The 14,392-nt window shown below is 62.1% G+C and carries 1 protein-coding gene; it reads right to left on the bottom strand.

The features are described from left to right. On the bottom strand, positions 1 to 14,392 hold a 14,392-nt coding region (locus tag DVJ77_RS20800; protein ID WP_114847460.1), incomplete at both ends, for an SDR family NAD(P)-dependent oxidoreductase.

The following is a 14,392-nucleotide window of genomic DNA, read 5'->3' as shown; positions in this document are numbered from 1 at the left end:
GGTTTGCCGCACCCAATGCTCAAAGCGCTGATGAATGCACGGCGCGCCCAGCCCCGGCAACTGCGTTCCGGGCTGGACCTGCGCCGGTGGGTTGAACGCGTAGAGCAGTTGCTCGCGCTCGGCTTCGCCCAGCATCGCCAGCTCGCCCACGGCACGGCCCGGATCGGCCACGATGGCTTGCAGCAGATTCGTGAAATGCCCGGCCATGCGCTCGATCGTGCTCGCCTCGAACAAGTCGGTGCTGTATTCGAAACATCCCTGCAAACCGTCCTTGCCTTCGGTCAAGGTCAGCGTGATATCGAACTTGGCGGTGGCGCTTTCGCTGTCCAGCAGCTTCATGGCGAGGCCCGGCAAGGCCAACTCGTCCATCGGCATGTTCTGCAACACCAGCATCACCTGAAACAGCGGCGTATAGCTGGTATGCCGCTGCGGCTGCAGCGCTTCGACCAACTGTACGAACGGCACATCCTGGTGCGCGTACGCCTCCAGCGTGCGCTGATGTACTTGCTGCAGCAGATCGTTGAAGTCGAGCGCGAGATCCACCTGCGTGCGCAATACCAGTGTGTTGACGAAGAAGCCGATCAGCGGCTCGATCTCGGTGCGGTTGCGATTGGCAATCGGCGTACCGATGCAGATATCGCTCTGGCCCGAATAACGTGCAAGCAGCACATTGAAGGCCGCCGACAGCGTCATGAACAAGGTGCTTTGCGTCTGGTGGCCAAGCGCTTGCAAGTCCGACACCAGTGCGGCCGGCACCGCGAACGACAACGCTGCGCCATCGTGGCTCGGCAACGAGGGCCGTGGCCGGTCGGTGGGCAGCATCAACAAGCTTGTACTGTCGACCAACTGTCGTTTCCAGTACCCGAGCTGCTGCTCCAGCACGCCCCCGCTCAGCCATTGCCGCTGCCAATGGGCAAAGTCCACGTATTGAATCGGCAACTCGGGTAACGGCGACGGCAGCCCTTGCATAAAGGCCTCATACAAGGCGGCCACTTCGCGCACCACGATCCCCATCGACCAGCCGTCCGACACGATGTGATGAATCGTCAGCAGCAGAATATGCTCGTTGTCGGCAAGCCGCAGCAGGCTGAAGCGGATCAAGGGGCCGGCGGCAAGATCGAAAGGCTTGTTCGCCTCGTGATGCAAATGCCAGCGCGCCTGCGCCTCGCGCTCCATGGGTGGCAAGCCGCTTAGATGGGTGATCTCCAGGGTCAATGGCGACGGCGGTGCAATGATTTGCACGGGCTCGCCATCAACGACGGCAAACGAGGTGCGCAGGGCTGCATGGCGGCGCACAATCTCATTCAGCGTGCGGGCCAGTGCGTCTACCTTGAGATCTCCCGTCAATCGAACCGCCGCCGGGATGTTATAGATCTCGCGCCGCGACTCGTATTGATCGAGAAACCACAGGCGCTGCTGAGCGAACGACAAGGACAACGGTGCATCGCGCAGCATCGGCTGTATCGCCGATGCCATCTCGTACCCGTCCGGCGTCCCCGCTACCGGATCGATCAGCTTCATTCTTTCGATGAGCGAGGCGACGGTCGGCGCTTCGAAAATCGTGCTTACCGGCAGCTCGATCCCGAAGTCGGCGCGGATTCGAGATGCCAGTTGCGTCGCCAGCAGGGAATGTCCGCCTAGTTCAAAGAAGTCATCGTCGATCTCCACCAACGGACGTCCGAACAATTCCTGCCAGATCCCGACCATCATTTGCTCATGACTGACCACCGGCGCCGCGCTTCCCTCATTCGACGATCCACCGGTAAGCAACGCAGACGGCACCACGGCATCGCGGCGTGCGAACGATGAGCCCATGCCCGCGAGTGCATCAGGGACGTCTGGATAGCGGACATCGGTCCAATAACGTTCGCGCGCAAACGGATAGCTGGGCAAACTGATGCGGCGGGGGCGACCCGTGCCGGCGTCCGCCCCATACAAAACATTCCAATCGAAGGTAAAGCCGTTGACCCACAGGTCGAGCAGCTTGCCGAACTTGCCCTTGGCGACCCAAGCCTGGACCGTAAGACTCATGTCCTCATCGTCCGAAAGCATCGACAAGGCACTGCGCTTGGCCTGCCCGCGATACACCGCCTCGACGTCGGTATTGCCGGCGGCAAAGGCCGTCAACTTGAGCCGCAAGTCGTCGAGCGTATCCACCAGCAAGGCCAGTCGCTCTTCCATCGCTTCGCGCCCGACTTGCAGGGTGTAGGCCAGATTGGCCAGCGTCAGGTCAGCGGCAACGTGGGTGGGCGCCATGGCTGCCAACAGCCGCTGCACTTGCTCTTGCAGTCGCTGCTGATTGCGGGCCGACAGCACGACCATGACCGGGCCATGGCCCGCTGACACCGAGGCCTGATCGGCGTCGAGCGGTGCAATATATTCTTCGATCACTATATGGGCGTTCGCCCCGCCGGCACCGAACGAGGAAATCCCCGCGATCCGTGGAAATTCGCGCCGATCGCCGTCCACCTCCAACACCGGACGCGACCAAGGCGCCAAGGCCTGCTGCACGACAAACGGAGTGTCGGCGAATTTGATATTCGGGTTGAGCGTGCCGGCATGCAGGCTCGGCGCCAAGGCCCCATGCTTCATTTGCATCAATACCTTGCTGATGCCCACGAATCCGCTCGCGCTCTCGCTATGGCCGATGTTCGACTTGGCCGAACCAATCGCGCAGAACTGCTTGTCCTGAGTCCAATGGCGGAACGCCTTGGACAACCCGGCGATCTCGATCGGGTCACCCAGGTTGCTGCCGGTACCTTGTGCTTCCACATAGCTGACCGTGCGCGCATCGACGCCTGCGCGTTGCAGGGCATCGCTTACCAACTGTGCCTGCATATTCGGGTTGGGCACCATATAGCTATTGGTTTTGCCGCCCGAATTGACCGCGCTGCTCTTGATAACGCCGTAGATATGGTCGCCGTCGGCGACTGCGCGATGCAGCGGCTTGAGCACGATCGCACCCACGGCCTCGCTATCCACGAAGCCGTCGCCATCAGCCGCGAACGACCTGCACTTGTCATCGCTGGACAGCATCGTCATCGATGACAGATCGATCAGGTGGGTGGGCGCGACAATCAGATTCACACCACCCGCAACCGCGACCTCACTATCGCCGCTGCGCAGGCTTTCGATAGCCAGGTGCACCGCCGTCAGCGAGGACGAGCATGCGGTATCGACCGCCATGCTGGGGCCCTGGAAATTAAGCCAGTACGAAATGCGATTGGCGATCGACCAAAAACGCACGCCGGTGGCGTAGTGCTCGTTCATAACGCCGACAAACAAACCGATCTTTCGGTTTCGACACAGGCTTGCCGACGTGTAGCCGGCGTCTTCGATGCTGGCATGCACCTCTTGCATGAACAGCCGCTCTTGCGGTGCGATCAACTGTGCTTCGCGCGGCGTGATATTGAAAAACAGCCGATCGAAGCAATCCACGTCGTCCAGTAGGCCGGCCCATTTGCTGTAGGTCTTGCCAGGCTGATGCTTCTGCGCGTCGAAGAACTGGCTGTTGTCCCAGCGCTCGGGCGGCACTTCCGAAATACTGTTGCGTCCCGCGGCCAGGTTTTCCCAGAACTGATTGACATCGGCAGCACCGGGGTAGCGCCCCGACAGGCCGACAATCGCCACGTCGAACGGCGGCGCGATCGCGGGCGCGTTGACCACGGTGGGCGCCGCCCTGGACACGCCGTCTTCGGCACCGATACGGCTTGACCGACTTAGCGGGCGCAACGCCGATACCAGGCTCATCGTGCGCGTATCGGTAGGCAGGGAGCGCGTCGCGCCGACAACCGCATTCACGGGCGCCTGCCCGACTGGCGGCAGTGTTGCGGTGGCGGCATCCACGCCGGTCCAGCGCATCAAGGCCTCCGCTTCGGTCTGCATGAAATGCTCGACCAGGCTGTCGATGTTCTGATATTCGAAGAACAAGGTCGTACTGATGTTGTCGGCACCAAATACATCGCGCAAGGCGGTGGTCAGTTCCATCACCAGGATCGAATCGATGCCGTACTCGTCAAAGCTGATGTTCGCATCGATGGCATCGACAGGCATCTTGATGCCCTTGCCGATCAACTTCTTGAACTGCAGGATGCTCTTTTCGCGCAACAGCTTATTGACCGTCACATCGGTCTCTCGGCTGCTGGATGGTGTAACGCCTGTCAAATCGGCCATATCAGTAGTGGTCCGGTCAAGGTTTGTTTTGCGTGTCGGTTTAGGGTCGAAGACGCGCAAACTGAATTGTTTAAGGCGAACGCAGACAAGACCTGTCGGATCGCATAAGTCGATATCGAGTTTCTGGACTGCGTCACCGGCGGCGGTGCCGGCGCTGTAGCGCACGATCGCCCACATAGGGCTTGTGCACGGTCCGAGCACTTCCAGCGTTTCGAGGGCAAACGGCAAGGCCAGCGCCATCTCAGCCGCTCCCGCCGCTGCGATCTGAAGACCCAGCGACGCCTGCAAGGCAGCATCGAGCAGGCTCGGATGCAGCAGATAGTGATTCTGCGACGACGCTACCGAAGCCGGCAGGGTTATCTGCGCCAAGACCTGCCCCTGGCCGACAAACACCTCGTTCAGGCCGCGGAAGGCCGGCCCATACTGCAGGCCCTTCTGCTCGAACACGGCATAACATTGCGCGGCACTGAGATGCGCCATGGCGCATTGCTCGCGCAGCGCGGCCAGATCGTGGCGAGTTGGCGCGTCGACGGCATCCGCTGCCAGTACGGTGCCTCGGCCGTATACGGTGACCTCTTCGTCGGCGTCACTATAGATTTCGTAGCCGATCGCGCCGCTCTGTTCCGGGTGAAGCGCCAGATGCAAGGCCAGCTCAGTCGCCCCCGCAACCACCGGCCGCGCCCACACTACTTTGCTCAGCGATAAACCGCCGTCCAGATGCGTCGCATCGCGCGCGGCGGCGAGCGCCATCTCAAGTTGCGCCACGCCCGGCAACACCCGCATGCCCTCTACGCGGTGATCGGCAAGAAAGAATTCCTCGCCATGAAAACGGCTGCTGTAGCGCTGCACCGACAGATCCGAGGTATTGCGATGCAATAGGGGATGCAGCATCTCATCGGCCGCCTGCGCGCTTGAACGCGCAGCGACCCAATACCGCTCACGTGCGAACGGATAGCTCGGCAAGCTGATACGGCGCGGCCGGTGATGGCCGTGGAGAGCGCTCCAATCAAGGCTGTATCCCGCGACCCACAGATCAAGCAGCTTGCCGAACTTGCCCTGCCCGCCCCCGATCTCCATCGCCTTGGTCATCTCATCGTCGGCCGCTAACCGTGCTGACGGATCTTTATTGCGCCGAACCTGTCCGCGATAGATGTCCATACCACCATCGCCGGCAAGGAACTGCGCCAGCTTCTCGCGCAGTTCGGCAAGCGAGCCGACCACCAGACCCAGCCGTTCTTCCATCGCCTCACGCCCAACCTGCAGCGTATAGGCCAAGTCGGCCAGCGTGATCTCCGACGCTGTTTGCGGCGAAGCAATGTGCGCCAGCAGCGATTGCACTTGCTCGCGCAGCCGTTCTTCATTGCGCGCCGACAGCACCACCACGGCCGGACCGGTCGCACCGGGGGTAGTCTCCGTCGACGGGATGTATTCCTCCAGCACGACGTGCGCATTCACGCCGCCAAAGCCGAACGAGCTTACCCCCGCGCGGCGCGGCAACACCTGGCCGCGCGCATCGCGTACAGCCATCCATTCGCGCGCCTCCTGCACGACGTAGAAGGGACTGCCGTCCAAATCGATATAGGGATTGAGGCTGTCGCTGTGCAGGCTCTTCACCAGGGTCTGGTGCTTCATCTGCAGCAAGACCTTGATGACGCCGGCCACGCCGGCCGCCAGTTCCAGATGGCCGATATTGGTCTTGACCGAACCCAGCCCGCAGTGCACCGAGGTCACTTCGCTGTCGCCTGTCGCCGCGTACAACTCCTTGAACGCCGCCTTCAAGCCGTTGATCTCCACCGGGTCGCCCAGCGGGGTACCGGTGCCGTGCGCCTCGATATAGGTCACGCTGCGCGGATCGATGCCCGCCTGCTGATGAGCGCGCCTGACCACCGCCGCCTGCGCCTTCGGGTTGGGCGCCGTCAGCGAATTGGCGCGGCCGCCATGGTTCTCCGCGGTGCCGCGCACCAGGCCATAGATATGGTCGCCGTCGCGCTCGGCGTCCGATAACTTTTTCAGCACCAGCATCGCGGCGCCTTCGCCGCGCACGTAGCCGTTGGCCTCGCTGGAGAAGGTCTTGCAGCGGCCGTCCTCGCTCAGCATGCCGGCCTTGTTGAAGCTGATATGCGCTTCCGGCGTCACGATAGTGTTTACGCCGCCGACCACAGCGACGGAGGATTCACCGCTCTGGATCGCCGCCACACCCCGCCGCAGCGCCACCAGCGAGCTGGAGCAAGCCGTTTCCACGGGTTCGCTCGGGCCATGCCAATTGAGCAGATAACTGATGCGGTTAGGACCGACCGAAGGTACCCCGCCGGTCGACGAATAGGCTTCGCCGCCAAGATTGGCGCGATTGAGCAGCGTGCCGTAACCGGTCGCGCCGGTGCCGACATAGATGGCCGTATCGCTGCCCGACAATGCGGGGCCGGCATAACCGGCATCTTCCAGTGCCTTCCAGACTTGGATCATCATCAGGCGTTGTTGCGGGTCCATCAGCTCGGCTTCTTTGGGCGAGATGCCGAAGAACATCGGATCGAATTCATCGACCCCGTCGATAAAGCCGCCCCATTTGATATCGGTCTTGTTCTCTTCTCGTGCCGGGTCGCCATACCAGGCTCGCCAATCCCAGCGCTCGGGTGGAATCTCGCTGATGCAATCCTTGCCCTCGGCCAGATTGCGCCAGAAGGCCTCGATGTCTCGCGCCTGCGGGAATTGCCCGCTCATACCGATGATGGCGACCGGCTCATTGAGCGCCTGGCTCCGGCTCGCTGCCACCGTGCTTAGACGACTGCGCCCGCGCACACGAGCGCGACCGAGCGTTGCCACGGGCAGCGGCAGGGCCAGTGCCGCCGTGCTGCTCGCCGCCGAAAAATGTGGCGTTAGCGTTGTTTGGTGTTCGCGTGCCAGATAATCGGCCAGGCCATCGAGCGTCGGGTATTCAAAGAAAATCGTCGGCTTCAGTTCGAGCCGGTACTGCTGGTTCAAGCTGTTACCGAATTCGGTCAGCGAAACCGAGTCGAAACCGTATTCACTCAAGGTCGTCTCGCCATCGATATCCTCCGGCCTGACCTTAATCAGCGACGACACCAACCCCACCAGTGCTTGCTTCATCTGCTCTTGTAAGGATTGACCTTGTAAGACAGGTTGCGGCAACGACTGGATGTCCTGGCTGATCGGCAACGCCGGCGCTGTTTCCTGCGACTTGCCCAGCACTGCCTGGCGGATGCGTGCCGCGTCGCCCGCTACTACCAGCAGTTGGTTCAACCCACTCGCCAGCGCTTGCCGCAAGGCCAACACACCACGGTCGGTAGCCAGCGCATGCATACCCAGTTGCTGAACCAGCATCGTGCGCGTAGCCGCATCCACCTGCATGCCACCTTCGTCCCATAGCGGCCAGTTCACCGACAGCGTGCGCCCACGACGCTCGCCCTTGGCGACCAAGTCGCCGCGGTGATGCGCAAATGCATCCATGAACGCGTTCGCTGCGGCATAGTCGGCTTGCCCCACATTCCCTATCGCCCCAGCAATGGATGAGAAGCAGATAAAGCAGTCGAGCGCCATGTCGCGGCTCGCCTGATCGAGATTCAGCGTGCCGGCTACTTTGGCGCTGAATACCTCGTGCAATTGCTGCCGGGTCTTCTTGATAATGAAGCTGTCGCGCACCACGCCCGCGCTATGGATGATGCCGTCGAGGCTTTCAAACTCTTCTGGAATGCTGTGCACTAGCTGGGTCAAGGCGACCGCATCGGCAACGTCGACCGCGTGGTATCGCACCACCGCGCCGAGAGTTTCCAGTTGACGGATGCTGGCTTGGATGCCTTCGTTCAACGGCGAGCGGCCGGTCAAAATCAGCACCGCGTTTCTGGCCTGGCTTGCAATCTCGCGCGCAAAAATCAGACCCAGTCCGCCGGCGCCACCGGTAATCAGGTACACGCCATGCGCCTTCCACGGCGATGCGGCATCCGCTATCGACTGCCGTTCGGCCCAACCGCCGATCTGGCGCTCGCCGTTGACGTAACGCACTTGTTGCGCGTCGCCGCTACGGTTTTCCAACAGTGCTTGCACCACGTCCTGACCGGACTCGACGCTAATCACCTGGCCGACGATGCGCGGATTTTCCAGTTGCGCGCTGCGCAGCATGCCGCCCAGCCCCGCCAGGGTCTGGCCCGCACCCTGTCCGGGCACGACCACTTGGATCAAGTGTTTACCGCTCCGGGCCAGCGCCTGGATCTGTTCCAACAGCACCCCAGCGGCGACTTCAAAGCACTGCGCCAGATCTTGGTCCGCGGCGAGGGCCAGGCAAACCACGCCCGGCATCTGCGCCTGCACCCGATCCGCAGCAGCCGCATCGAAGCCGCATAACATCACCAGATGCTGCGCGAACACCCGGTCCGCGACGCGATCGGCAGCGACCGATTGCACGGTCCATTCCGGCCGCAGCAACAGGGTCTGAATCGATGCGTCGGGCATGATCGCCCGTGCCGCCGGTTCCATTTGCCTTGGCGTCGATACCGGTTCATCGGCTACGGCGCTGGCCGTCTGCGATCTGAGGCTGAACTGCTTGAAGCGCACGCATACGGCACCGCGCTCATCGCATAGGTCGATATCCAAGTGCTGCACGGCATCGCCCGCCTTGCTGCCGGCGCTGTAGCGCACGACCGCCCACATGGCGGACGTACACGGTGCCAGCGCCTCTAATGCGCCCAACGCAAAGGGCAGCATCGGCGTGACTTTGCCTGGTTCCTGCAGACCCAGCGTCGCTTGCAAGGCCGCATCCAGCAGGCTGGGATGCAGCGTATAGCCATCCATTTGCACCGATGTGGGCAAGGTGATCCGTGCCAGCACTTGCCGCGCCCCGACGAACAATTCGCTCAGGCCCTGGAATCCCGGCCCATAGTGCAAACCCATCTGCTCGAACACGGCGTAGCACGCGTGGGCGTCCCAGTGCGCCTGCGCACATTGCTCGCGCAACGCCGCCAGGTCGTGCGCCATCGATGCGCCCGGCGCTTCAATCGCATCTGCCAAAGCCACGCCCTGGCTGTGCACCAGGGCTTGGCCGTCTTCGTTTTCGCTATAGATCTCGAAGCTGATATCGCCGGTTTCTTCAGGGTAGAGCGCGATATGCAACGCCAACCCGTTCGCACCCACCACAACCGGACGCAGCCACACCACATCGTTCAATACGACATGACCTGTTTCGCCGATCACTTCACCGACGGCGTGACGGGCCATCTCCAGTTGCGCCACGCCGGGCAGTATCCGAGCGCCCTGCACCACGTGATCGGTCAGAAAGAATTCGTCGCCGCTCAAGTAGGTGCTGAAACGCAGCCCGGCCACGTCCGAGGTATTGCGATGTAGCAGCGGATGCAGGGCCGTGCCTGACGAGATGGCCGCTTGCGCCGGACCCACCTGGATCCAGTAGCGCTCGCGGGCAAATGGATACGTCGGCAGACTGATCCGGCGCGGCCGGCTTGCGCCGTACAGTCGCTGCCAATCGAAGGCCAGACCCTTGACCCACAAGTCGAGCAGCTTGCCGAACTTGCCCTTGCTGACCCATGCCTCGACCGCCGCGCCGATGTCGTCGTCGCCGGCCAAGGCAGCCAACGTGTCCTTGTTGCGTTTGACCTGGCCGCGATAAAGCTCATCAATGGCCGTCTCGCCGGCTAGATAGGCGCTCAACTTCTCGTGCAGCTCGCCCAGCGAATTCACTACCAGCGCCAACCGCTCTTCCATCGCGTCGCGCCCGACTTGCAAGGTGTAGGCCAGATCGGCCAATGCCACGTTCGCATCCGATGCGATAGCGGACAGCAACAATTGCACTTGTTCGCGCAGCCGTTCTTCATGGCGCGCCGACAGCACGATCAGCACCGGGCCGTTCGCTGCTTGCGACACGACGGGGGCGATGTATTCCTCGATCACCACATGCGCATTCGCGCCGCCTGCGCCGAACGAAGAGATGCCTGCGATCCGCGAGCCCTCCCGCTGCACACCGCCGACGTCCCGCATCGGTCGCGGCCAATGCGCCAGCTCCTGCTGCACCACGAACGGCGTGCCGGCAAAGTCGATGTTCGGGTTCAGTACGCTCGAATGCAGGCTCGGCGCCAGTTGCTGATGCTTCAACTGCAACAGCACCTTGGTCACACCGGCGATGCCCGCCGCGCTCTCGCAATGTCCGATATTCGATTTCGCCGAACCAATAGCGCAGAACTGGGTGTCCTGCGTCCAGCCCCGGAACGCCTTCGACAGCCCGGCGATCTCGATCGGATCGCCCAGGCTGGTACCCGTGCCGTGTGCTTCCACATAGCTCACCGCGCGTGCATCGATGCCGCCATCGCGCAACGCCCGCTCGATCACCTTGGCCTGCGCGTTCGGGTTGGGCACCGTATAGCCGTTGGTCTTGCCGCCATGATTGATCGCGGTGGCCTTGATGACGCCGTAGATGTGGTCGCCATCGGCCTGCGCCTGCGCCAGCGGTTTGAGCAGCACCGCGCCCACGCCCTCACCCGGCACATAGCCTTCGCCGCCTTCGCCGAAACTCTCGCAGCGGCCCTTGCCGGAAATGAACTTGCCCTGCGCCAGCATCAAGTACTTGTTCGGATGCACCGACACATTCACGCCACCGGCGACGGCCACCGCACAGCCGCCGCGTTGCAGGCTTTGGCAAGCCAGATGGATCGCTGTCAGCGATGACGAACACATGGTGTCCAGCGCCATGCTGGGACCGTTGAAATTGCAGAAGTACGAAATGCGGTTCGCAATCGATGCCGGACTGCCAGGCACGGCGATTTGCCGTCCCCGCGCTTGCTCTTGCGCGCCGTACAGTTGGTACTCCTCGTACATCACGCCGACGAACACACCGACACTGGCGTCCTCGGCCACGTTGTCCCGTGTGTAACCGGCATCTTCCAGCGTGGCATGCACGCATTCCAGGAACAGTCGTTCCTGCGGGTCCATCTGCTCCGCTTCGCGCGGCGAGATATTGAAAAACAGCGGATCGAACAGATCGACGCCGTCGATAAAGCCGCCCCACCGACCATAAGTTTTGCCCGGTTTGTTGCGGTCTTCGTCGTAGTACAGCGTGTGATCCCAACGCTCGGATGGGATCTCGGTGATGCTGTCTTTGCCCTGGCTCAGATTGGCCCAGAACTGTTCGAGATTGCCCGCCTGCGGATAGCGTCCGGCCACGCCGATGATGGCGATGTCGTTGACTCGGGAATCGTTGCCGCGCAAGTCAAAACGCGAACGATGACGAATCGCCGGCACAGCCCGGCCGCCACCAGGTTTCGTTACCACCGCAGGCACAGAGGTGGCAGGCTTTTCACCGAACCATTCGACCAGCGCGGCACGATGGTTTTGCAGGAAATAATCGGCCAGCGCCGCCATGGTCTGGTATTCGTAGAACAAGGTCTTTGGCAGCGAGCCAAAAGATTTTTCCAGCTTGAGGGTTAAATCCATCACCAGAACGGAGTCGATGCCATAGACCTCCAGTTGCGCATTCGCATCGATTTTGTGCGGTGGCAATTTGAGCGTGGCCGATAGCAGACGAATCAGATGGCGTATCGTTTTTTCGCGCAGGTCTTCAGCCATCGGCTCCGCACCATCCACCTCGGCCACCACAGCTAACGGTTTCACCAAGGTATCTTTCAGCAGGGCCGCCCTCAGTTGTTGCAGCTTGCCTTCAGCCACCAGCATCTGCGGCAGGCCGCTCGACCAAGCTTGCGCCAATGCCGCGCAACCACTCGCACTGCGCAGCGGCGTCATACCGGTTTCTTGCAGCAGGTATTTGCGCGTAACGGCATCGACCTGCATGCCGCCTTCGTCCCATAGCGGCCAGTTCACCGACAGCGTGCGTCCGTGACGCAGGCCCTGGGTCACCAAGTCACTGCGGTAGTGCGCAAACGCATCCATAAAGGCATTCGCGGCCGCATAGTCGGCCTGACCCACATTGCCCAGTGCGCCTGAAATGGACGAGAAGCAGATAAAGCAATCAAGCGCCAGTTCCCGGCTGGCCTCATCGAGATTCAGGGTGCCGGCCACTTTAGCGTGCAACACCGCGTGCAATTCCTCGCGGGTTTTCTTGATGATAAAGCTGTCGCGCAGGACACCCGCACTGTGAATAATGCCGTGCAGATGGCCGAAGGTTTCGACAACACCACGCACACAATGCGTCACGGCGTCGCGGTCGCCTACGTCGAGCTGGCGGTATTGCACGGTCGCGCCCAGCGCTTCGAGTTCACCGAGCCTGGCCTGTGTTGTTTCCGTCAGCGGCGAGCGCCCGGTCAAGATCAGCGTGACGCCCTTGGCCTGACGTGCGATATCGCGAGCGAAGATCAGACCCAGGCCACCCGCGCCACCGGTAATCAGGTAGACGCCTTGCGCCTTCCACGGTGAACTCACCTCAGTCACGCCCGCCTGTTCGGCCCAGCCGCCCAACTGGCGTTCGCCATTGACGTAACGCACTTGCTGCGCGTCACCATCGCGGTTTTCCAACAGCACCTGTACGACGTCTTGCGCCGCTTCAACGCTGATTACCTGCCCGACGATGCGCGGATTTTCCAACTGCGCCGTGCGCAGCATGCCGCCCAAGCCGGCCATGGTCTGGCCGAGGCCCTGACTCGGCACCACGACTTGGATCAGGTGCTGCCCCGGCTGGCTGCTCAGCGACTGGATCTGTTCCAGCAAGGCGATAGCCGCAGATTCATAGCACGGCGCCAGATCCTGATCGGCAGCGAAGGCCAGGCAGGTCACGCCCGGCATATGCGCCTGCACGCGATCCACACTGGACGCATGGAGGCCGCACAACATCACCAGGCGCTTCGCGAACACACGGCTCACGCCGCCGTCAGTGGTGGCTGGCTGCGCCTCCCACACAGGACTCGTCAACAGGGTTTGCAAAGCCGTGCCCGGCTCCGCCATGACCGTCGATGCCCGCAACTCCAACTGGCTGAAGCGCACGCAGACCGCCCCCGTTTCATCGCACAGATCCACATCGATCATTTGCGATGCATGACCCGCTGCGCTGCCGGCACCGTGGCGCACCACGGCCCACATGCTGTCGGTGCAGGGAGCCAGCACATCCAGCGATCCCAGAGCGATGGGCAACAACAGGGTCGGCTCGGCCACATCGCCGGCCGCGCGCACCAAGCCAATGGCGGCTTGCAGCGCCGCGTCCAGCAGGCTGGGATGCAACGTGTAGCCACCCGTCTGCATCGAGTTGGGCAGCGTGATGCGCGCCACGACTTGCTGCGCACCGACAAACAGTTCGCTCAGGCCCTGGAACCCCGGCCCATAGTGCAGGCCCATCTGCTTGAACAGGGCGTAGCACTGCGCCGCACTCAAGTGAGCATCGGTGCACTGCTGACGCAAGGCGGCAAGATCGTGTGCCGGCGTTGCATCACGTTCCGCACTCGCGGCAGCTATCACCAAACCTTGGCTATAGGTCACGGTTTCGCCGTCTTCGGCGTCGCGATAGATCTCGAAGCTGATCTCGCCGCCTTCTTGCGGCATCAACGCGATGTGCAGGTCCAGCCCATCCGCACCGACAGCCACGGGCCGCATCCAGGCAATGTTTTTCAACTGCAGATGGCAAGCTTCTTCGATTGCTTCGCTGGCGGCGCAGCGCGCCATTTCCAATTGCGCGACGCCCGGCAGAATTCGCGTGCCCTGCACCATATGATCGGCGAGGAAGAATTCTTCGCCACTGAAATGGGAGCTGAAGCGCTGCACCGAAAAGCTGGAGGTATTGCGATGCAGTAGCGGATGCAATATCCCGCCTGCCGTCGTCGCCTCCATGAACTGCGGGGCGGAAATCTCTACCCAGTAGCGCTCGCGAGCAAACGGATACGTCGGCAGGCTGATGCGGCGCGGCCGGCTTGCGCCATACAGCCGCTGCCAATCGAAAGCCAGGCCCTTCACCCACAAGTCGAGCAGCTTGCCGAACTTGCCCTTGGCGACCCATGCCTCGACGGTGGTACCCATATCGTCGTCACCGGCCAGGGCAGCCAACGCGTCCTTATTGCGATTGACCTGACCACGGTACAGGTCTTCGATGGCTGTCTCACCTGCGGCGTAGGCGCTCAGTTTTTCGTGCAGCTCGGCCAGCGAATCGACCACCAGCGCGAGCCGCTCTTCCATCGCCTCGCGCCCGACTTGCAGGGTGTAGGCCAGATCGGCCAGCACGATATCGGTGTCCGACGCGATGGCGGACAGCAACTGTTGTACGTGT

This window comes from Dyella tabacisoli, assembly GCF_003350925.1.
GTDB lineage: Bacteria > Pseudomonadota > Gammaproteobacteria > Xanthomonadales > Rhodanobacteraceae > Dyella_C > Dyella_C tabacisoli.
This window is presented reverse-complemented; position numbering and strand designations above follow the sequence as displayed.